This window comes from Streptomyces sp. SAI-170 (genome assembly GCF_049739565.1).
Lineage (GTDB): Bacteria > Actinomycetota > Actinomycetes > Streptomycetales > Streptomycetaceae > Streptomyces.
Genome location: NZ_JBMGQD010000001.1, coordinates 6,918,742 through 6,940,029, shown reverse-complemented (window position 1 = coordinate 6,940,029; position 21,288 = coordinate 6,918,742). Strand labels below are relative to the sequence as shown.

20 protein-coding genes are annotated in these 21,288 nt (G+C 71.1%); 2 read left to right on the top strand and 18 right to left on the bottom strand.

Features of this window, described 5'->3' with window-relative positions:
• Positions 1–41: 41 nt before the first annotated feature.
• The gene (gene pyrR, locus RKD23_RS31250; RefSeq protein ID WP_424856726.1) at positions 42–623 is read right to left on the bottom strand and encodes a bifunctional pyr operon transcriptional regulator/uracil phosphoribosyltransferase PyrR; all 582 of its coding nucleotides are present in this window, start codon (positions 621–623) and stop codon (positions 42–44) included.
• A gap of 253 nt (positions 624–876) precedes the next feature.
• On the opposite strand from pyrR, the gene bldD reads away from it, so the two are divergent.
• A complete protein-coding gene (gene bldD, locus RKD23_RS31245) occupies positions 877–1,377 on the top strand; it encodes a transcriptional regulator BldD (protein WP_071364425.1) in 501 nt (166 codons plus the stop codon).
• A gap of 201 nt (positions 1,378–1,578) precedes the next feature.
• Here the strand turns inward: bldD and nusB are convergent, their stop codons facing one another.
• The 14 genes from nusB to RKD23_RS31175 form a co-directional block, all read right to left on the bottom strand.
• Positions 1,579–2,007 carry a transcription antitermination factor NusB gene (gene nusB / locus RKD23_RS31240; protein WP_404043145.1) on the bottom strand — a complete coding sequence of 143 codons (429 nt, stop codon included), beginning with the start codon at positions 2,005–2,007 and terminating at the stop codon, positions 1,579–1,581.
• Between the two features lie 2 nt (positions 2,008–2,009).
• Entirely contained in the window at positions 2,010–2,576 is a 567-nt protein-coding gene (gene efp, locus RKD23_RS31235; RefSeq protein WP_404043143.1) for an elongation factor P, read from the bottom strand.
• 47 nt (positions 2,577–2,623) lie between these two features.
• Entirely contained in the window at positions 2,624–3,730 is a 1,107-nt protein-coding gene (locus RKD23_RS31230; protein WP_424856725.1) for an aminopeptidase P family protein, read from the bottom strand.
• 1,132 nt (positions 3,731–4,862) lie between these two features.
• Positions 4,863–5,684, bottom strand: a complete 822-nt coding sequence (locus RKD23_RS31225; RefSeq protein WP_424856724.1) for a Pro-rich N-terminal domain-containing protein — start codon at positions 5,682–5,684, stop codon at positions 4,863–4,865.
• A gap of 152 nt (positions 5,685–5,836) precedes the next feature.
• A complete protein-coding gene (aroB, locus tag RKD23_RS31220) occupies positions 5,837–6,919 on the bottom strand; it encodes a 3-dehydroquinate synthase (RefSeq protein ID WP_404043137.1) in 1,083 nt (360 codons plus the stop codon).
• Positions 6,916–7,431 carry a shikimate kinase gene (locus RKD23_RS31215; RefSeq protein ID WP_424856723.1) on the bottom strand — a complete coding sequence of 172 codons (516 nt, stop codon included), beginning with the start codon at positions 7,429–7,431 and terminating at the stop codon, positions 6,916–6,918. The genes aroB and RKD23_RS31215 overlap by 4 nt, the downstream gene beginning before the upstream one ends.
• Positions 7,428–8,612, bottom strand: a complete 1,185-nt coding sequence (aroC, locus tag RKD23_RS31210) for a chorismate synthase (protein ID WP_404043133.1) — start codon at positions 8,610–8,612, stop codon at positions 7,428–7,430. Before aroC ends, RKD23_RS31215 begins: the two co-directional genes overlap by 4 nt.
• A gap of 175 nt (positions 8,613–8,787) precedes the next feature.
• On the bottom strand, positions 8,788–9,117 hold the full coding sequence (locus RKD23_RS31205; protein ID WP_424856722.1) for a hypothetical protein: 330 nt from the start codon (positions 9,115–9,117) through the stop codon (positions 8,788–8,790).
• Between the two features lie 161 nt (positions 9,118–9,278).
• Positions 9,279–10,118, bottom strand: a complete 840-nt coding sequence (locus RKD23_RS31200) for a shikimate dehydrogenase (protein WP_424856721.1) — start codon at positions 10,116–10,118, stop codon at positions 9,279–9,281.
• On the bottom strand, positions 10,099–11,820 hold the full coding sequence (gene mltG / locus RKD23_RS31195; RefSeq protein WP_424856720.1) for an endolytic transglycosylase MltG: 1,722 nt from the start codon (positions 11,818–11,820) through the stop codon (positions 10,099–10,101). The genes RKD23_RS31200 and mltG overlap by 20 nt, the downstream gene beginning before the upstream one ends.
• Before the next feature lie 125 nt (positions 11,821–11,945).
• Positions 11,946–12,410, bottom strand: coding sequence for a Holliday junction resolvase RuvX (gene ruvX, locus RKD23_RS31190; RefSeq protein WP_404043125.1), 465 nt, complete (start codon positions 12,408–12,410; stop codon positions 11,946–11,948).
• Positions 12,410–15,082, bottom strand: a complete 2,673-nt coding sequence (alaS, locus tag RKD23_RS31185) for an alanine--tRNA ligase (protein WP_424856719.1) — start codon at positions 15,080–15,082, stop codon at positions 12,410–12,412. The genes ruvX and alaS overlap by 1 nt, the downstream gene beginning before the upstream one ends.
• On the bottom strand, positions 15,082–15,444 hold the full coding sequence (locus RKD23_RS31180; RefSeq protein ID WP_424856718.1) for a hypothetical protein: 363 nt from the start codon (positions 15,442–15,444) through the stop codon (positions 15,082–15,084). Before RKD23_RS31180 ends, alaS begins: the two co-directional genes overlap by 1 nt.
• A 9-nt stretch (positions 15,445–15,453) precedes the next feature.
• A complete protein-coding gene (locus RKD23_RS31175) occupies positions 15,454–15,909 on the bottom strand; it encodes a DUF948 domain-containing protein (RefSeq protein WP_424856717.1) in 456 nt (151 codons plus the stop codon).
• A 154-nt stretch (positions 15,910–16,063) separates the two neighbouring features.
• Between RKD23_RS31175 and RKD23_RS31170 the strand changes: the two genes are divergently transcribed.
• Positions 16,064–18,244 (top strand): ATP-binding protein, encoded by a 2,181-nt coding sequence (locus tag RKD23_RS31170; protein WP_424856716.1) that lies wholly within the window; start codon positions 16,064–16,066, stop codon positions 18,242–18,244.
• A 31-nt stretch (positions 18,245–18,275) separates the two neighbouring features.
• Here RKD23_RS31170 and rpsD read toward each other — a convergent pair whose 3' ends face one another.
• From rpsD to RKD23_RS31155, 3 genes are all read right to left on the bottom strand, one after another.
• A complete protein-coding gene (rpsD, locus tag RKD23_RS31165; RefSeq protein ID WP_031161776.1) occupies positions 18,276–18,890 on the bottom strand; it encodes a 30S ribosomal protein S4 in 615 nt (204 codons plus the stop codon).
• A 292-nt stretch (positions 18,891–19,182) separates the two neighbouring features.
• Positions 19,183–20,538 carry a replication-associated recombination protein A gene (locus RKD23_RS31160; RefSeq protein ID WP_424856715.1) on the bottom strand — a complete coding sequence of 452 codons (1,356 nt, stop codon included), beginning with the start codon at positions 20,536–20,538 and terminating at the stop codon, positions 19,183–19,185.
• 71 nt (positions 20,539–20,609) lie between these two features.
• On the bottom strand, positions 20,610–21,266 hold the full coding sequence (locus RKD23_RS31155; RefSeq protein WP_424856714.1) for a vitamin K epoxide reductase family protein: 657 nt from the start codon (positions 21,264–21,266) through the stop codon (positions 20,610–20,612).
• Positions 21,267–21,288 lie beyond the last annotated feature (22 nt).

The window sequence follows — 21,288 nt, the reverse complement described above, 5'->3', positions numbered from 1 at the left end:
GCATACGCGGGCACGCCGAAGCGCGCCGTGCGCCTGCTCTGCTACTGGGCGGCCGGCTTCACACCGAGCAGCACGGTGTCGCGACCGTCCTCCTCGGCGAGCTGGACCTTGACCGTCTCCCGCAGCGACGTGGGGAGGTTCTTGCCGACGTAGTCGGCGCGGATGGGCAGTTCGCGATGGCCGCGGTCGACGAGGACCGCGAGCTGCACCGCGCGGGGGCGCCCGATGTCGTTCAGGGCGTCGAGAGCGGCGCGGATGGTGCGGCCGGAGAAGAGCACGTCGTCGACGAGGACGACGAGCTTGCCGTCGATGCCGTCGCCGGGGATCTCCGTGCGGGCCAGCGCGCGCGGCGGGTGCATGCGCAGGTCGTCGCGGTACATGGTGATGTCCAGCGAGCCGACGGGGACCTTGCGCTCGGTGATCTGCTCCAGTTTGACGGCGAGCCGCTGGGCGAGGAAGACGCCGCGGGTCGGAATGCCGAGGAGCACCACGTCGTCGGCGCCCTTGGCGCGTTCGACGATCTCGTGGGCGATGCGGGTCAGTACCCGCGCGATGTCAGGGCCTTCGAGAACGGGCCGTGCATCGGATGCTTGCGCATCGTCGTTCTTGTCGTTCTTGTCCATACGAAACGGACCTCCTTCTCCGCCTCACGGGACGGACCTTAAAGGACGTCGAGATTGCGCCATCCACCGTAGCAGGCCCCTGGGGCACCTCGCGTCACCCCCTTGGCCCAATGGGCCCCCACGACCACGGAAGAGCCGGTGCGGACCATTCGGCTTGACGCGGCAGAGTAACGCTGCGTAACCTCACAGTGAGTTACCAGCCGCGCGGCACGGAAACCAAGCCGGCCGCGTCGACCCAGTGCCGGGGAGCTATATGTCCAGCGAATACGCCAAACAGCTCGGGGCCAAGCTCCGGGCCATCCGCACCCAGCAGGGCCTTTCCCTCCACGGTGTGGAGGAGAAGTCCCAGGGGCGCTGGAAGGCCGTCGTGGTCGGTTCGTACGAGCGCGGCGACCGAGCCGTGACCGTGCAGCGCCTCGCCGAGTTGGCGGATTTCTACGGCGTGCCGGTGCAGGAGCTGCTTCCGGGCACGACCCCGGGCGGCGCCGCCGAGCCCCCGCCGAAGCTGGTCCTGGACCTGGAGCGGCTGGCCACGGTGCCGGCCGAGAAGGCGGGCCCCCTGCAGCGCTACGCGGCGACGATCCAGTCCCAGCGCGGTGACTACAACGGCAAGGTGCTGTCGATCCGCCAGGACGACCTGCGCACCCTCGCCGTCATCTACGACCAGTCCCCGTCGGTCCTCACCGAGCAGCTGATCAGCTGGGGTGTCCTGGACGCGGACGCGCGGCGCGCGGTCTCCCACGAGGAGAGCTGAGCGCGCTCTGCCGGTTGAGCAGAAACGTACCGCCGGGGTGGTGGGACCGTACGGGTCCCACGACCCCGGCGGTGTTTTGTGTGCGCTGGTGACGCTGCGAGGGACGGCATGCCGAAGGGGCGCGGGGAACCGCGCGACCAGCCACGGACTACCCGCGGCCGTCGGCGCTCCCCAGCGCCCCTTTAGCTGATGTGCCGCTGCCTACCCTCGGCGGAGCTGCGGCTTGAGCTCCTTCAGGCGGCCCAGGAGGCCGTTGACGAACGAGGGCGACTCGTCCGTGGAGAACTCCTTGGCCAGCTGCACCATCTCGTCGAGCACCACGGCGTCCGGCGTCTCGTCGACCCAGATCAGCTCGTACGCACCGAGGCGCAGGATGTTGCGGTCGACGACCGGCATCCGGTCGAGCGTCCAGCCGACCGAGTACTGCGCGATCAGCTCGTCGATGCGGGTCGCGTGCTCGGCGTACCCCTCGACCAGCTGCATCGTGTACTCGCTCACCGGCGGCTGCCGGGTGTCGGCCCGGGAGAGCCGGATCCAGTCCGCGAGGACCGTCAGGACGTCGGCGCCGCGCTGGTCGCCCTCGAAGAGGATCTGGAAGGCGCGCTTGCGGGCCGTGTTGCGGGCAGCCACGGTTAGCTGTTCACCCGGCCGAGGTAGTCGCTGGTGCGGGTGTCGACCTTGATCTTCTCACCGGTGGTGATGAAGAGCGGGACCTGGATCTGGTGGCCGGTCTCCAGCGTGGCGGGCTTGGTGCCACCGGTGGAGCGGTCGCCCTGGACGCCCGGCTCGGTCTCCTGGATCGTCAGCTCGACGGCGGCCGGCAGCTCGACGAAGAGCACCTCGCCCTCGTGCTGGGCGACCGTGGCCTCGAAGCCCTCGATCAGGAAGTTCGCGGCGTCGCCGACGGCCTTGCGGTCGACCATGAGCTGGTCGTAGGTGTCCATGTCCATGAAGACGAAGTACTCGCCGTCCATGTACGAGAACTGCATGGTTCGCTTGTCGACAGTGGCCGTCTCGACCTTGACGCCGGCGTTGAAGGTCTTGTCGACGACCTTGCCGGAGAGCACGTTCTTGAGCTTGGTGCGCACGAAGGCCGGGCCCTTGCCGGGCTTGACGTGCTGGAACTCGACGACGGACCAGAGCTGGCCGCCTTCGAGCTTGAGCACCATGCCGTTCTTGAGGTCGTTCGTGGAAGCCACGGTTGCGGAATCTCCTGGACTGACGTGGACGACCCCGGGGCAAGCGCCTACAGCGCGAGCAGCTCCTTGGTCGTGATGGTGAGTAGCTCGGGTCCGCCGTCCGCCTCAGGGCGTACGACGAGCGTGTCATCGATCCGGACGCCGCCCCGGCCCGGGAGGTGGACCCCCGGTTCGACGGTGACCGGCACGCAAGCGTCCAGTTTACCCATGGCCGCGGGGGTCAGCTGAGGGTCCTCGTCGATTTCGAGTCCCACGCCGTGACCGGTGAGCGGTGGGAGGCCTTCCGCATAGCCCGCCGAGTCCAGTACGTGGCGTGCCGCGCGGTCCACGTCACGGTACGCGGCGCCCGGCACGAGGCTCTCCCGTCCGGCGCGCTGGGCGGCGAAGACGAGGTCGTACAGCTCGATCTGCCAGTCCGCCGGGGTGGTGCCGATGACGAAGGTGCGGCCGATCTCGCAGCGGTAGCCGCGGTAGGTGGCACCCAGGCACACCGAGAGGAAGTCGCCCTCCTCGACGCGGCGGTCGGTGGGGCGGTGGGCCCTTCGGCCGGCGTGGGGGCCGGTCGCCACGGAGGTGGGGAACGCGGGGCCGTCGGCGCCGTGGTCGACGAGACGGCGTTCGAGTTCGAGCGCGAGGTGGCGTTCGGTGCGGCCGACGAGGATGGACTCCAGCAGCTCGCCGAGCGCCTGGTCGGCGATCTCGGCGCCGATGCGGAGGCAGGAGATCTCCTCCTCGTCCTTGACGACCCTCAGCTGCTCGACGGCTCCGCCGAGGTCGGCCAGGCGGAGCTCGGGCGCCACGGAGCGGAGGGCCCGGTGTCGGGCCACGGTGAGGTGGTGCTCCTCCACGGCCAGGGAGTCGGCGCCCTGGCTCTGCGCGAGGTCGGCCGCGGCCACCGCGGCGTCGCCGGTGAGGACGGGCAGCGTGTGCACGCGCAGCGCCTCGTCCGGGCGGCCGTCGGAGGGGCGGTCGTCCGGGGGGCCCGTGCAGACGAGGAGGTCCTCGTGCTTTCCGAGCAGGAGTACGGCACCCTGCGGGGCCGCGCCCGCGAGGTACCGCACATTGGCGGGGCGGGAGATCAGCGCCGCCGCGCTGCCGGCCGCGTTGCAGCGCTCTCTTAGCCGCGTTCGGCGTGATGCGTGCACCTCTGACATGAACCGAGCGTACGAGGGGTGGCCGGATGTCGCCGGTCGGGACCGCCATACGGGGTTCGGGCGGGGGGCGTCGCTTCTGCGGGTGAGCGGGCTTGGCGCCGGTGGCCGGGCCTGGCGCCGGTGGGCGGGCTTCTGCCGGTGGGCGGGCTCCGCGTCGGTGGGGCGCTGCCTGTGCCGGTGGGGCGGCTTGTCGGTGGGCGGCATCCGAGCCGTGCGGGGTCGTCGCTACCGCCGGTGGGCGGCCTCGGCGCCGGTGGGGCGCTGCCTGTGCCGGTGGGCGGGCTCCCCGCCGGTGGGGCTTCCAGGCCGTGCTGGGTCGTCGATACCCCCGGTGGGCGGCCTCGGCGCCGGTGGGGCGCTGCCTGTGCCGGTGGGCGGGCTCGGCGCCGGTGGGCGGCTTCCGGGCCGTGCGGGGTGCCGTCGCTACCGCCGGTGGCGGCCTCGGCGCCGGTGGGGCGATGCCTGTGCCGGTGGGCGGGCTCCGCGTCGGTGGGGGCTTCCAGGCCGTGCGGGGTCGTCGCTACCCCGGGTGGGCGGCCTCGGCGCCGGTGGGGCGCTGCCTGTGCCGGTGGGCGGGCTCGGCGCCGGTGGGCGGCTTCCGGGCCGTGCGGGGTGTCGTCGCTACCGCCGGTGGCGGCCTCGGCGCCGGTGGGGCGATGCCTTTGCCGGTGGGGGGTTCGGGGGCGTGGGGGCGCGGCGAGCCCGGCGCGGGTCTGGCCCCTAGGGCATCTACGCGTCGAACTTGGGTGGTAACCAGCTAAGCGCCGGGCTGCGCCGCACCCCCACGCCCCACTCCCGCCGGTGGGCGGCCGCACCGCCGTCCTTGCGAACGCCCCAAGTCCCGCCGGTGGGCGGACGCACCGCCGCCGTGGCATTGTCTTCACTCCTGCCATGGGCGGCCGCACCGCCGCCGTGAGGTCAGCACCGCATCCGACCCACCGCTGTGGCCTCCGGGCTGTCTCGCCATCGTCGCATGTGGCCACCAGCGATGACCCGCCACGGCGGGCTAGCCGCCGACGGCGAGCAACCACAGAAGGAGAGCCCAGCCTCTTGGCCGGCTGTCACGGGTGGTGCGTGGGTGGGAGAAGGCCGCGGAGCGGCGAGACGGCGGGGAAGCCGGAGTCCGGGGGGGTCACCACTTGGGTGGGCTGGCGATCGAGCGGGCGAGGACCTCGTCGAGGACGCGGGCCGTGCCGGGGACGTCGAGTTGGGAGTTGTCGATGATGGGGAGGCCGGAGCCGTACCAGCCGGCCATACGGCCGTGGATGCGGGCGACCTCCTCGTCCGAGAGGCGGCGATTGCCCGAGCGTTCGGCGTTGCGCTCCAGGACGATCTCGAGTCCGGGAAGAAGGACCACCGGCAGCAGGCCGGGACCTACATGGCGCTTCCAGCCGCCGAGGCCGACGACCGGCCGGTCGGGAAAGACGGCGTCGTCGAGGATGCAGGAGATGCCGTTGGCAAGGAAGTTGCGCGCGGAGAAACCGCAGGTGCGGCGGGCGAGGCGGTACTGGGCCTCGGAGTGGTCGTTCCAGCCGGACCGGGGGTCGGCGAAGCCGGAGCGGACCCATTCGCGGACGTCGTCGAGGCTGATGTGGGCCGTGGGCACCCGGCGGTGGTCGGCCCAGTACTTGGCGACGGACGTCTTGCCCGCTCCGGCGGGGCCGATGAGCAGCACGGCCATCGTGGTGGTCATGGGGTCCGGCGCCGCGTTGGCGGGAGGCGGCGGACTCGGCACAGGCACCGGGCCGCCGGGCGGCAGCGCGACATGGCCGGTGGTGTCCACCGGGGCGGGCGGCATCTGCCCGGGGGGCGGAGCGCTGAAGCCGGGGACCGGGGGTGGTGGGGGAACCGGGTGGTGACGGCCCTGCTGGTGTGCGGCCGACGCCCAGTCGGCGGCCGGTCCGTGCCCCGGCTGGTGGGGCGGCGGCAGCGGAGACCCCACTGCGTGCTGCATCCGGTGCCACTCCGTCTCGTACAGGCAATTGGCGGTTGCGGCGGGGCAGGCCCGCTCCCTACCGAACGGTACCGCCCCCGGCCGTCCTTTGGTGAACGGCCGGGGGCGGTCACAAGTGCCCGGATGCGCAGGCGAATCGGGCGGACTCCCGCTTACTGGCCCACTTCGCCGTACGCGGCGAGCAGCACCGCGGGGTCCGGACCCTCCAGCACGGTGGGCTTGGCCAGACCGTCCAGCACGATGAAGCGCAGCAGGTCGCCGCGGGACTTCTTGTCGACCTTCATCGTCTCCAGCAGCTTGGGCCACTGGTCGTAGCGGTAGTGCAGCGGCAGCCCGACCGACTCCAGAATCGTGCGGTGGCGGTCCGCCGTGGCGTCGTCCAGGCGGCCCGCCACGCGGCCGAGTTCGGCGGCGAAGTGCATGCCGACCGCGACCGCGGCGCCGTGGCGCCACTTGTAGCGCTCGTTCTTCTCGATGGCGTGGGCGAGGGTGTGTCCGTAGTTGAGGATCTCCCGCAGGCCCGCCTCCTTCAGGTCGGAGGACACCACGTCCGCCTTGACCTGGATGGAGCGCTGGATGAGTTCCGCCGTGTGGGGGCCCGCCGGGGTGCGCGCGCCCTCGGGGTCGGCCTCGATCAGGTCGAGGATCACCGGGTCGGCGATGAAGCCGGCCTTGATGATCTCCGCCAGTCCGGAGACGTAGTCGTTGACGGGAAGGGAGTCCAGCGCCGCCAGGTCGCACAGGACGCCGGCCGGCGGGTGGAAGGCGCCGACCAGGTTCTTGCCCTCGGCCGTGTTGATACCGGTCTTGCCGCCGACGGCCGCGTCCACCATCGCCAGGACAGTGGTGGGGATGGCGATCCAGCGCACGCCGCGCAGCCAGGTCGCGGCCACGAAGCCCGCCAGGTCCGTGGTGGCGCCGCCGCCCACACCGACCACCACGTCCGTGCGGGTGAAGCCGGACTGGCCCAGCGCCTTCCAGCAGTAGGCGGCGACCTCGGCGGTCTTGGCCTCCTCCGCGTTCGGCACCTGGATCGCGACGGCCTCGTAGCCCTGGCCGGCCAGGTCGGCGCGCAGCGCCTCACCGGTCTCGGCCAGCGCCTCGGGGTGGACGACGGCGACCCGCTTGGCCTTGTCGCCGATCAACCCGCCCAGCTCACCCAGGAGCTGACGGCCCACCAGGACGTCGTAGGGGTCGGCGCCGCCGACGTGGATCCGTGTCACCGACTCGCTCATGCTTCCTTCAACTCCAAAGCGTCCAGGGCTGCTTGGGTGACCTCTTCCGGCGTACGGCCGTCCGTGGGCACCACCGCCGTGGCGACCTCCTCGTACAGATGCCGTCGCGCCTCCATCAGCTCGCGCCACTGCTTGCGGGGGTTGACCGCGAGCAGCGGGCGGGCCACGTTCAGGCCGGTGCGCCGGACCGCCTCCTCGACGTCCATCGAGAGGTAGACGACCGCATGGCCGGCCAGCAGTGCGCGGGTGTCCGCGTCGAGGATCGCACCGCCGCCGAGCGCGAGGACGCCCTCGTGCTCGGCGAGCGCCCGGGCCACGGCCTGCTTCTCCAGAGCGCGGAAGGCGGGCTCGCCCTCCTCGACGAAGATGTCGGAGATGGCACGGCCGTCGGCGGTGACGATGTCGTCGTCGGTGTCCCGGTAGCCGACGCCGAGCCGGTCGGCGAGGAGCTGCCCGACGGTGGACTTGCCCACACCCATCGGGCCGATCAGGACGACCACCGGACCGGTCATCGGATGTGCAGGTTGTCGAGGTACGACGTGACGTTGCGGCGGGTCTCGGCCACGCTGTCGCCGCCGAACTTCTCCGCGACCGCGTCGGCCAGGACAAGGGCGACCATCGCCTCGGCGACGATGCCCGCGGCCGGGACGGCGGAGACGTCGGAGCGCTGGTGGTGGGCCTGGGCCGGCTCGCCGGTGGTGACGTCCACCGTCCGCAGGGCGCGCGGCACGGTCGCGATCGGCTTCATCGCGGCCCGCACGCGCAGCAGCTCGCCCGTGGACAGACCGCCCTCGGTGCCGCCCGCGCGGCCGGAGACGCGCCGGATGCCCTCGGGCGTGTTGACGATCTCGTCGTGCGCCTTGGAGCCGGGGACCCGCGCCATCTCGAAGCCGTCGCCGATCTCGACGCCCTTGATGGCCTGGATGCCCATGAGGGCTCCGGCCAGACGGGCGTCCAGCTTGCGGTCCCAGTGCACGTGCGAGCCGAGACCGACCGGAACGCCGTACGCCAGGACCTCGACGACACCGCCCAGGGTGTCGCCGTCCTTGTGGGCCTGGTCGACCTCGGCCACCATCGCCTTGGAGGTGTCGGCGTCCAGGCAGCGCAGCGGGTCGGCGTCCAGCTTCTCGACGTCGGCCGGGGTCGGGTAGACACCCTGCGGGGCCTTCACGGAGCACAGCTCGACGACGTGGGAGACGATCTCGATGCCGGCCGTCTCCTTGAGGTAGGAGCGGGCGACCGCGCCCAGCGCGACCCGGGCCGCGGTCTCACGGGCGGAGGCGCGCTCCAGGATCGGGCGGGCCTCCTCGAAGCCGTACTTCTGCATGCCCGCGAGGTCGGCGTGGCCGGGGCGGGGCCGGGTGAGCGGCGCGTTGCGGGCCAGCTGGGCGAGCTCGTCCGGGTCGACCGGGTCGGCCGCCATGACCTTCTCCCACTTGGGCCACTCGGTGTTGCCCACCATGACCGCGACCGGGGAGCCGAGGGTGAGGCCGTGCCGGACGCCGCCGAGGAAGGTGACCTCGTCCCGCTCGAACTTCATCCGGGCACCGCGTCCATAACCGAGCCGGCGCCGGGCCAGGTGGTCCGCCACCATCTCCGTGGTGATCGGCACGCCGGCGGGAAGGCCCTCCAGCGTCGCCACGAGTGCGGGACCGTGGGACTCCCCCGCGGTCAGCCAGCGCAACCTGCTCAACGGTGCTCCTCAGTGCTCGCGCCCCGGTACTGCCCGGCGTACGCATGTGCGCGCGTACGGCGACGGCGGGACCCGGTGCGCGGCCTGGGGCCCGCCGTCTCCGATCCTCCCATGTCCACGGCCGAGAACCGGCCGCCGGTCCATCTGGCGGACGATTCGTGGACGGGCCGGGAGCTCAGACCGTGCCGTCCTGGCGGGTCTGCTGAGGCGCGTAGGCGCCCAAGTAGTCGGCGCCGCTGCGCTGCGGCTGGGCCTGGGCCTGGGGCTGCGAGGCGTACTGGCCCAGGAAGTCGGCGCCGCTGCGCTGTGCGGGCACGGGGACCGGCACGCCCGACCGCAGGGCGCGGCGGTGGTCGATCCTGCGCTTCAGCTTGAAGCCCCAGGAGACGACGAGGGCCAGGATCGCCAGCGCCAGCACGGTGATCTGCACCCAATCGGGCATGAACTTGAGCAGCGCCTCGAATATCTCGCTCTTTCCGGACGCCAAAGGCACAGCAAAGGACATACGGCGTTTTCCCTCCCGGTTCCGCCCCCTGCGGAACCCCGCGGATCTTAACGGCCCACGGGGTCCGCCCGGCAAATTCCGGGTCTGCCGAAAGCGGGGCCTTTGCACGCCCAGATCATCTGGAAGTGAGGATTCCGCTAGGCGGGCATTCGCATAAGGAACTATTCCCGGGCAAGGCTCCGCTCGCCCGCCGCCCGCATCGCCGCCAGCGGTGCGGGAGAGCGGCCCGTCATCTGCTCGACCTGGAGCACCGCCTGGTGCACCAGCAGGTCGAGGCCGCTCACCACGGCCCCGCCGTACGCCGACCAGCGGGCCGCGAGCTGGGTGGGCCACGGGTCGTAGAGGACGTCGAAGAGGGCAGCCGGGCGTTCGGGGATCAGCGGGGCCAGCGCGTCGGTGGCGCCGGCCGGGGTGGTGGCGATGACCAGCGGGGCGCGCAGGGCCTCCTCGGCGTCCGCCCAGTCGGCGATGCGGACCTCCACCTCCAGCCGCTCGGCCCACTGGCGCATCTCGGCGGCGCGGGCCTCGCTGCGGACGTAGACGGAGATCTCGCCGGTGCAGACGCGGGCCAGCGCGGCCAGCGCGGAGGAGGCGGTGGCGCCCGCGCCGAGGATCGCGGCGGCGTCGACCTTGTCGATGCCGTGCTCGCGCAGCGCGGCCACCATCCCGGGGATGTCGGTGTTGTCGCCGACGCGACGGCCGTCCTCGGTGAACACCACGGTGTTGACCGCCTCGACCGAGCGAGCCGTCTCGCTGATCTCGTCGAGCAGCGGGATGACCGCCCGCTTCAGCGGCATGGTCAGCGACAGCCCGGCCCACTCGGGACCGAGCTCCGCGAAGAACCCCGGCAGCGCCCCCTCGTCCACCTCGAACCGGTCGTACGACCAGTGCGCGAGCCCCAGCTCCTCGTACGCGGCGCGGTGCAGCACCGGCGAGAGGGAGTGGGCGATGGGCGAGCCGAGCACGGCGGCCCGGCGGGCGTCAGTTTCCGGTGTTGGCATTGAATTTGTCCAGGAGCCTTTGGTGTTGCGCGTACGTCTTGGCGAACTCGGTGTTGTGCATACCGTCGGTCGCCACGAAGTAGAGCCAGCCGTCGTCGGTGGGATTCAGCGTCGCCCGCATGGCCTCTTCACCGGGGTTGCCGATGGGACCCGGCGGCAGACCTCGGTACTTGTACGTGTTGTACGGGTCCGGGTTGCTGTTGATCTCGTCTTCCCCGATGTGAATGTCGCTCTGGTTCATCAGGTAGTTGTACGTCGAGTCGAACTGGAGCTTCTGGTTCGTCTCGGTGTTGGTGGGCTTGAGACGGTTGTAGATGACCTCCGCCATCTTGCGGTAGTCGTCCTCCGTCTTGCCCTCGGCCTGGACGAGGCTGGCGACCGTGAGGACGTCCAGCGGGTCCTTCAGATTCAGCGCCTCGGCCTTCGCCGCGAGGTCGTACTCCTCGTACTTCGCGGTGGCGCGGCCGACCATCTCCTTGAGGACGCTCTCCGGCTTCATGCCCTTGGCCGCGGGATAGGTGCCGGGATAGAGGAAGCCCTCGAGCGGGTCCTTGATGTCCTTGTTGTCGTTCGCCCAGTCCGGCATGCCGAGACTGTCGTATTTCGTCTCGGAGACCTTTTTCGTGGTGCCCGCGGGCAGGCCGAGTTTTTCGTCGATCAGTTTGTAGACACGCAGGTTGCGCTGCCCCGGCGCGACCATCACATTGTTCTGGCTCTTGGGGTCGAGCATCATCTCGACGGCACTCGCGGCGGACATCTGCTTCCTGAGCAGATAGGCACCGGCCTGGATGGTGTCGCCGTCGGGGTTCTGCGACTGGGCGGAGACGAACGCGTCGACGCTCTTGACGACGCCGGCCTCCTTCAGCCGTCGGCCGATCTCGTAGCCGAGCGCGCCCTTGGGGATCTGCACGGTGACCATCTGGCTCGTACCGTCCCCGGCGTAGTCCGGGGCTGCGCCGAAACGATCCTGGTAAAACTGATACCCGAAGTAACCGACACCGGCCAGACCGCCGCCGAAGACCAGCGCGACCACCAGGCAGGCGCAGCCGTTGCGGCTCTTCTTGCTCTTGCCGCCCTTGCCGCCGCGGCCCCTGCGCTCACCGCGTCCGCGCCGGTCCCCCGGCTCGTCCCCGAAGTCGTCGTCGCCGTCGTCGTCGTTCCCGCTCGCGAAGAAGTCGCTCTCGCCCTGGTCGGGGCCCGGGTCCCAGTCGGTACGGGGCTCGGGTTCGGGGCGCCTGCGGGCGGGCGGCTCGGGCGGCGGGTAGGCGTCCGGTGTCTGGTAGAAGTCCGGCTGCTGGTCGCCGTAGGCCGCGGCCTGCTGCCCGTAGGGGTCTGCCGGGTCGCCGGGATAGGGCAGGTGCGGCTGGGTGCCCGTGGCCCAGGAACCGTCGCCGTACGACTGCTGCCCACCGTTGGTGTCGTATGACTGACCGCCGCCGTTGGTGTCGTACGGCTGCTGCTGACCGCCGTACTGCTGCGGCTGCTGCGGGTAGTGCTGCTGCGTCTGGCCGTAGGCCTGCTGGCCGGTGCCCCACTCGTCGTACGGCTGGTGCGGCTGCTGCGGGTAGTGCTGCTGCTGGCCGCCGTAGGCAGACTGGTGGCCCGGTTGGGCGGCCTGCTGCCCTTCCCATCCGCCGTCCCCGTACAACGGGTCCTGCGGATGCCACGGTTCGGAGCCAGGGCCCCGGCCATACTCAGTCATCGATCCCCTAGAGCCGCGAGGCGGCGGCTCGCCGGGGCTCGGGGGGCCCGGGTTCCGTTCCGCCTCTTGCTGTGCGGTGGCTGTTCGAACGCCGCCGCATCGCGCGGAACGTTACCGTATCGCGATCAGATGACCACTTCGACGCCCTCGCCCGGAGCTTTACCTGACACCCGTTCGGATTCGAGTGCCTGCTGGAGGATGATCACAGCGGCTGCCTGATCGATGACGGAACGGCCCTTCTTGGACTTCACGCCCGAGGCGCGCAGGCCCTGACTGGCCGTCACGGTCGTCATCCGCTCGTCGACGAGCCTCACCGGAACCGGCGCGATCATGCGGGCCAGTTCCTGGGTGAAGCCACGGACCTTGACGGCGGCGGGGCCCTCGCCCCCCTTGAGGGAGCGAGGGAGTCCGACGACGACCTCGATCGGCTCGTACTCCTCGACGAGCTGCTTCAGCCGGCGCTGGGCGGCGGGGATGTCCCGGCCGGGGACGGTCTCCACCGGCGTGGCGAGGATCCCGTCGGGGTCGCACGAGGCGACCCCGATGCGGGCGTCCCCGACGTCGATGGCGAGACGTCGTCCTCTGCGCATTACTTGGCCGTCTCCGCGACGAGGCGCTCGACGGCGTCGACGGCCTCGCCGACGGCGGCCGGGTTCTGGCCGCCGCCCTGGGCGACGTCCGGCTTGCCGCCACCGCCGCCGCCGAGGGTCTTGGCGGCGGCGCGGACCAGGTCACCGGCCTTGAGGCCGCGCTCGCGGGCGGGCTCGTTGGTGGCGATGACCGTCAGCGGCTTGCCGTTGTTCACGGTGAACAGGGCCACGACCGCGGCCCGTCCGCCCTGGATGCGGCCGCGCACGTCGAGGACCAGCTTGCGCAGGTCGTCCGGCGTGGTGCCGTCCGGGACCTGACCGGTGACGACGGCGACGCCGTTGATGTCCTTGGCGGACTCGACGAGACCGGCGGCGGCCTGCAGCACCTTCTCGGCGCGGAACTTCTCGATCTCCTTCTCGGCGTCCTTCAGCTTGCCGAGCATGGCGGAGACCTTCTCCGGAAGCTCCTCCGGGCGGCCCTTGATCAGCTCCTGGAGCTGGGCGACGACCGTGTGCTCACGGGCGAGGAAGTTGTAGGCGTCCACGCCGACGAGGGCCTCGATACGGCGCACCCCCGAGCCGATGGACGACTCGCCGAGCAGCTTCACCAGGCCCAGCTGGGCGGTGTTGTGCACGTGCGTGCCGCCGCACAGCTCCTTGGAGAAGTCGCCGATGGTGACCACGCGCACGCGCTCGCCGTACTTCTCGCCGAACTCGGCGATGGCGCCCTGCTTCTTGGCCTCGTCGATGCCCATGACCTCCGCGTGCACGTCCAGGTCGCGGGCGAGGACCTCGTTGATCTTCTGCTCGACGTCGGTCATCACGGCCGTGGGAACGGCGGACGGGGAGCCGAAGTCGAAGCGGAAGCGGCCGGGCTGGTTCTCCGAACCGGCCTGGGCGGCCGTCGGGCCGAGGGCGTCGCGCAGCGCCTGGTGGGTGAGGTGGGTGGCCGAGTGAGCGCGGGCGATGGCCTTGCGGCGACGGTTGTCGATCGAGGCGTGGGCCTTGGCGCCGACGGTGACCTCGCCGACCTGGACGACGCCCTTGTGGACGTACACACCCGGGACCGGCTTCTGGCAGTCGCGGACCTCGATGACGGCGCCCGAGTCGACCTTGATCCGGCCGGTGTCGCCGATCTGGCCGCCGCCCTCGGCGTAGAACGGGGTGCGGTCCAGGACGACCTCGACCTCGTCGCCCTCGGTGGCGGCCGGGGAGGACACGCCGTCGACGAGGATGCCGACGATGGTGGTCTCGCCCTCGGTGTCGCCGTAGCCGATGAACTCGGTCTCGCCGGCGGTGTCGGCGATCTCGCGGTAGGCGCCCATGTCGGCGTGGCCGGTCTTCTTGGCCTGGGCGTCGGCCTTGGCGCGCTCCCGCTGCTCCTTCATCAGGCGGCGGAAGCCGTCCTCGTCCACGGAGAGGCCCTGCTCGGCGGCCATCTCCAGGGTGAGGTCGATCGGGAAGCCCCAGGTGTCGTGGAGCAGGAACGCCTTGTCGCCGGGCAGCACGGCGGAGCCGGCGGCCTTGGTCTCCGTCACGGCGGTGTCGAGGATGTTGGTGCCGGCCTTCAGCGTCTTGAGGAAGGCGTTCTCCTCGGCGAGGGCGACCTTCTCGATGCGCTCGCGGTCGGTGATCAGCTCGGGGTACTGCTGACCCATCATGCCGATCACGACGTCGATCAGGTCCTGGACGACCGGACCGGTGGCGCCCAGCAGGCGCATATTGCGAATGGCGCGGCGCATGATGCGGCGCAGGACGTAGCCGCGGCCCTCGTTGCCCGGGGTGACACCGTCGCCGATGAGCATGGTGGCGGTGCGCATGTGGTCGGTGACCACGCGCAGGGACACGTCCGAGGCGTGGGCGTCGCCGTAGCGGACGCCGGTCAGCTCGGTGGCCTTCTCGATGACGGCCATGGAGGTGTCGATCTCGTACATGTTCTGCACGCCCTGCAGAATCATGGCGAGGCGCTCCAGGCCGAGGCCCGTGTCGATGTTCTTGCTGGGCAGGTCGCCGAGGATCTCGAACTTGTCCTTGCCGGTGCCCTCGCCCCGCTCGTACTGCATGAAGACGAGGTTCCAGATCTCCACGTACCGCTCGTCGTTGACGGCGGGGCCGCCCTCGACGCCGAACTCGGGTCCGCGGTCGTAGTTGATCTCGGAGCAGGGGCCGCACGGGCCGGGCACGCCCATGGACCAGAAGTTGTCCTTCATGCCCAGGCGCTGGATGCGCTCCTTGGGCACGCCGACGACCTCGTGCCAGATCTGCTCGGCCTCGTCGTCGTCCTGGTAGACGGTGATCCAGAGCTTCTCCGGCTCCAGGCCGTAACCGCCCTTGTCCTGGGGGCTGGTGAGCAGCTCCCAGGCGAGCTTGATGGCGCCTTCCTTGAAGTAGTCGCCGAACGAGAAGTTGCCGCACATCTGGAAGAAGGTGCCGTGCCGCGTGGTCTTGCCGACCTCTTCGATGTCGGGCGTGCGCACGCACTTCTGCACGCTGGTGGCGCGCGGGAAGGGCGGCTTGACCTCACCCAGGAAGTAGGGCTTGAACGGCACCATGCCGGCGGGGACGAGGAGCAGAGTCGGGTCGTCCGCGATGAGCGACGCCGAAGGGACGACGGTGTGCCCGCGCTCCTCGAAGAAGCTCAGCCAGCGGCGGCGGATCTCAGCCGACTCCATCAGTGGTCCCCATTCCGGTCGTTCTTGTTGTTCCAGTACACCGTGGATTCGATGTACTTCGGCTTGTGGTCGTTCTCGATGGCGGTGTAGCGCCGGGGCGCGGGAAACTCCGGGGCGCTCGGATCCTCGTGGATGCCGAGCACCTCTTCGAGTTCGGCCTCCCGCTGGGCCATGTTGTCGCGGACGTCGAGGGCGAAGCCGACCGCGCGGTCCTTCAGGCGGTGTCCGGCCTCGATCGCCTTGTTCGTCGCGGTGACGGCGAGATGCTCGGGCGTCAGCTGCTTCAGCTTGCGGTTGACCTTGGTGGTGGCCCACACACCGGCGGCGACGCCCGTGCTGAACCAGAACGTACGGCGGAACATCGGTCGCTCTCAGCCCCTCTTCCTGCTGGAGTCTCGCTTGTCCCGCCGGGAGGCCGGAATCGTGCGGCCCACGACGACGGTCCGTCGGGGCGCCTTGGCGGGTGCGTCGCCCTTGCGGCCGCCGAGGGCCCGGCGCACGCCGTAGCCGAAGGCGGCGACCTTGACCAGGGGGCCGCCGAAGGTGGAGGCGACGGTCGTCGACAGCGCGGACGCGTTCGACGTGACCTCCTGCACGTCGGAGGCGATCGCGTCGACCCGGTCGATCTGGGTCTGCGCGGAGCGCACCGTCGCGGAGGCGTCGGCCAGCAGCGGGACGGCCTGTTCGGTCACATCCGCGACCAGCTTGGTGGTCGCCCTGAGCGTCTGGGCCAGCCTCGCGAGAGCCACCGCGAGGAAGGAGACCAGGATCGCCCAGAAGACGGCCACCAGGATCCCGGCCACCTCTCCACCGGACACCTTGCGCACCCGCTCCCTGAAACATGCCTGAACATCGAATAAGTAATGGACCGAGCCTATCGCGCCGGGGGTACCGCACCGTACCCGATTAGGGCCCTGCCGAGGCCGCGATCGCCGGACGCGATTGTACGGAGTGATTACGCTTCAGTACGCTCCGTGTCCCATGCGAGTGGAACAGCGCGACGACGACCCTGTACGGGGCAACCTCCCGGCGGAGCTGGACGCGTTCGTCGGCCGCACGGCCGAACTGTCCGGGCTTGCCGCCGCGCTCGACGCCGCGCGGCTGGTGACGGTGACGGGCGGCGGCGGGGTCGGCAAGTCCCGGCTCGCGGCGCACGCGGCCGCGCGGCGGCGGCCGCCGCACGGGGTGTGGCGAGTGGAGCTGGCCGCGCTGCGCGATCCGGAGTTCGTCGAGTACGCCGTCGTGGAGGCGCTCCGGCTGACGGACCACACCACGCGGCTGCCGCGCGAGACCCTCCTCGACCAGCTCGCCGAGCGCGAACTGCTGCTGCTCCTGGACGGGTTCGAACATCTGCTTGAGCCGTGCACGGCCCTGGTGGGCGATCTGCTGCGGCGGCTGCCCGGCCTCAGTGTGCTGGCCGTGGGGCGCCGGCCGCTGGGGGTGGCCGGGGAGCGGCTGTTCCCGCTGGCGCCGCTCGGCCCGGACGACGCCGTGGACCTGCTGGTGGAGCGCGCCTCGGCGCACGGGGTCGTGCTGCGGCCCGACGAGCGGGTGCGCGAGCTGTGCCGCCGCCTGGACGGCATCCCGCTCGCGGTCGAACTGGCCGCGGGCCGGCTGCGGGCACTGTCCCCGGCGCAGTTGCTCGACCGGCTCGACGACCGGTTCCGGCTGCTGACCGGCGGCGGGCCGGACGGACTGCCCCGCCATCAGACGCTGCGCACCGCGATCGGCTGGAGCCACGAGCTGTGCACGTTGGAGGAACGGCTGCTGTGGTCGCGTCTTTCGGTGTTCGCCGGGCAGTTCGACCTGGAGGCCGTGGAGTACGTGTGCAGCGGCGACGGACTGCACGCCGACGACGTCCTCGATGTGCTCACCGCGCTGCTCGCCCAGTCGGTCGTGGCCCGCGAGGAGACCCCGGCCGGGGTGCGCTACCGGATGCTGGACACCGTGCGCGAGTACGGCGCCGAGTGGCTGGAGGCCATGGGCGACGCCGAGCGGCTGCGGCGCAGGCACCGGGACTGGTATCTGGGCCTGGCGACCTGGTGCGAGCTGGACTGGTTCTCGCGGCGGCAGGGCGAGGTCGCCGCCCGCGTCGAGGCGGAGCTGCCGAATCTGCGGCTCGCCCTGGAGTTCAGCCTGTCCGACCCGGACGAGGCGCATCTGGGCCAGTACCTGGCGGGGGCGCTGTGGTTCTGCTGGGTGGGCTGCGGGCGTCTGTCGGAGGGCCGGCGCTGGCTGGAGCGCAGCGTCGAGCTGCCGCCGGCCGAGGAGACCACGCACGAGCAGTCCCGGCTGAAGGCCCTGTGGGTGCTCGGCTATGTGTGCGTGCTCCAGGGCGACTCGGTCGCCGCGCTGGCGGCGCTGCACGAGTGCCGGGAGGACGCCGAGCGCCTCGGCAACGCGACCGCGGCGGCGTACGCCGAGCACCGCACAGGCTGTCTCGCGCTGGTCACGGACGACATGCCGCGCGCAGAAACGCTGCTGCGGTCGGCGCTGGAGCGCTACCGGGAGATCGGCGAGCTCAACAGCAATGTGCTGATGGGGCAGGTGGAGCTGGCCATGGCCCGCGCCTTCCAGGGCGATCTGCCGGACGCGGTGCGGCTGAGCGAGGACGTGCGCCGGGTGTGCGAGGACCACGGGGAGCGCTGGGCCCGCTCCTACGCCCTGTTCGTGCTGGCGTACGCGGCCTGGGGCGCCGGCGAGCTCGCGCGCGCCCGGGACCTGCTGACGGACTGCCTGGCCGGCGCGGACGGCTTCAACGACCTGCTGGGCACGGTGCTCGTGGTGGAGCTGCTCGCCCTGGTGACCCTGGCGGAGGGCGACGCGGCCGAGGCGGCCGTGCTGCAGGGCGCGGCGGCCGGGATGTGGCCGTCGGTGGGGCTGCCGCTGTTCGGCTCGGCCTACTACAACCAGCCGCACGAGCTGTGCGAGGCCGGGGCCCGTGAGGCGCTGGGCGACGAGCGGTACGAGGAGTGCGTGCGGCTCGGCGGACGGCTGGAGCGGCGGGCGGCGGTGGCCCGGGCGCTGGGCGGGGCGCCGTCACCGACCGCGGACGGCTCGCCGCCGGCCTCCCGCGGGCCGGTGCCCTCGCCGCGAGGTGCCGCGGACACGCGGAAGCCCGCCGCCTCCCCCACCCGCGGGGGCGGGGAGACGACGGGCTGAGGTACCGCTGGTGGTACGACGCCTGCTGGGATCAGCGGGCGTAGTACTCGACGACGAGCTGCTCGTCGCAGATCACCGGGATCTCCTTGCGGTTCGGCTCACGGTCCAGGCGGAACGCCAGGGCCTTGAGGTTCACCTGGAGGTAGCGCGGGGTCTCACCCTCGGGGGCGAAGCCACCCTCACGGGCGATCGTGAAGAGGGTCTTCTCCTTGGAGCGGTCGCGGACCTGCACGACGTCGTCCGGACGGACACGGAAGGACGGCTTGTCGACCTTCTGACCGTTGACCTGGATGTGGCCGTGGACGACCATCTGGCGGGCCTGGTAGATCGTGCGGGCGATGCCCGAACGCAGGACCAGCGCGTCGAGGCGGCGCTCGAGCTCGACGATCAGGGCCTCACCGGTCTTGCCCTGGACCTTGGACGCACGCTCGTAGGCGCGGACCAGCTGGCGCTCGGAGATGTCGTACTGAGCGCGCAGACGCTGCTTCTCGAGCAGACGGACCTTGTAGTCCGAGTTCTGCTTGCGGCCACGGCCGTGCTCACCCGGCGGGTAGGGACGGGCCTCGAAGTACTTGACGGCCTTCGGGGTCAGCGCGATGCCGAGGGCACGCGACTTCTTGACCTTGGGGCGGGACTGGTTCGCCACTGTTTCTCATTTCCTTGATTCGGCTTGTCAGAGTCGTGGGAGGTCGCATCCGCAGCCGGGGAAACCCTCCGGGTCCGTTGCCGGGCCTGGTGGGCAGCCGCTCCCCTGGTCTGGGCACATACGTGCAGCACGCGAGTGGCCCACCGACCTGTCCCGGGCTCCGGGGTGGTGGTGGGCTGCCCGCGACACCGTTCGACGGTGCGCGACGCTCCTGGAACCCGCTGGGGGTTCCGGCTGGATGTCCCGCTCTGACTGCGCGGGACTCAGCACTCCGAGCGAGTTTACAGGGTGGTCACGACCGCCTGCGACCGAGGTGGTTCCTGGTCCACTCCACGGCGTCCGCGTAGCGCGCCTCCGCGCCGTGCCGGGTCGGGGTGTAGTACTCGCGGTCCTTCAGGGCGTCCGGCGCGTACTGCTGCTCGGCGATGCCCTCCGCGAGGTCGTGCGGATACACATACCCCTGCGCGTGCCCCAGCTTGGCCGCGCCCTTGTAGTGCCCGTCCCGCAGATGCGGCGGCACGGGGCCGGCCATTCCCTTGCGTACGTCGTCCAGGGCGGCGCCGATCGCGGTGGTCGCGGAGTTGGACTTCGGGGCGAGGGCGAGGGCGATCGTGGCGTGGCTGAGGGTGAGGGCGGCCTCGGGGAAGCCGATCATGGCGACGGCCTGGGCGGCGGCGACCGCGATCGGCAGGGCGTTCGGGTCGGCGAGGCCGATGTCCTCGCTGGCGGAGATCATCAGCCGGCGGGCGATGAAGCGGGGGTCCTCGCCCGCCTCGATCATCCGGGCCAGATAGTGCAGGGCGGCGTCCACGTCGGAGCCGCGGATCGACTTGATCAGGGCGCTGGCCACGTCGTAGTGCTGGTCGCCGTCGCGGTCGTACTTCACGGCCGCGCGGTCGACGGTCTCCTCCAGCGTGGTGAGGGAGATCTCCTGCTCGCCCTTGTCGAGGGCGGCTCCGGCGGCGGCCTCCAGGGCGGTCAGGGCGCGGCGGGCGTCACCGCCGGCGATCCGCAGGAGGTGGGCCTCGGACTCCTCGGGCAGACCCACGGCGTCCTTGAGGCCGCGCTCGTCGGTGAGGGCGCGCCTGAGGAGACCCCTGACGTCGTCGTCCGTCAGCGGCTCGAGGGTGAGCAGCAGGGAGCGGGACAGCAGGGGCGAGATCACCGAGAAGTACGGGTTCTCGGTGGTGGCCGCGATCAGGGTGACCCAGCGGTTCTCCACGGCCGGGAGGAGGGAGTCCTGCTGGGCCTTGCTGAAGCGGTGGATCTCGTCGAGGAAGAGGACGGTCTCCTTGCCGTAGCCGCCGGTCGCGCGGCGGGCGCCGTCGATGACCGCGCGGACCTCCTTGACGCCTGCGGTGATCGCGGACAGCTCCACGAAGCGCTTGTTGGTGGCCTTGGAGACGACGTAGGCGAGGGTCGTCTTGCCGGTGCCGGGCGGGCCCCACAGGATCACCGAGGAGGGCCCGGCCGGTCCCCCGGCGCCTTCGCCTACGAGTCTGCGCAAGGGAGAGCCCGGCTTGAGCAGGTGCTGCTGGCCCACGACCTCGTCGAGGGTGCGCGGTCGCATACGGACCGCCAGGGGACTGCTGGTCGGGTCCTTCTCCTGGCGCTCTTCGGCTGCGGCGGTGAACAGATCGGGCTCCACGTCAGAAACCCTAAATCACCCCACTGACAATCCCCTCAGGGCTGTCAGCTCGCCGGCTCGCCTGCGGGGCGTCAGCTCGTCCAGAAGTCCCACCAGCGGGTCAGGATCAGCATGCCGATGATCCCGATGTGCAGCACAGGCATGACCCAGGTGAACTCGCCGAAGAAGCTCTTGAGCCAGCGCGGGGCGGGCAGGTGGTCGTTGCGGACGTTGAACGAGGTCACGTACCAGAACATGACGATCGTGGCGACCCAGGCCAGGCAGCACCACAGGCACAGCGCGTTGATCCGGTACAGCGACTGGAACATCAGCCAGGCGCAGAAGCTCACGCCGAACAGCGTCCCGGCGTTGAGGACGAGCCAGTACCAGCGCGGGAAGCGGGCCCGCGCGAGCAGGCTCACGCCGACGCAGATCACGATGCCGTAGGCGACGAGGCCGAGCATCGGGTTGGGGAAGCCGAAGACGGACGCCTGGTCGCTCTCCATCACGCTGCCGCAGGAGACGACCGGGTTGAGGCTGCAGCCGGGCGTGAAGGTCTTGCCCTCGACCTTCGCCTCCAGCAGCTTGAACTTGTCGATCGTGATGACCCAGGCGGCCAGCAGTCCGGCCGCGCCCGTGATCACGAGCAGCAGCGCGAAGGCCCGGCTGCCGCCGACCGCGCGTGGCACCGCGGCGTCCGGCCGGGGCTCGGGCTCGGTGGAGACGTCCTGCACTGTCGTCTTGCTCATCACGCCGATTCCGTCACTTGAG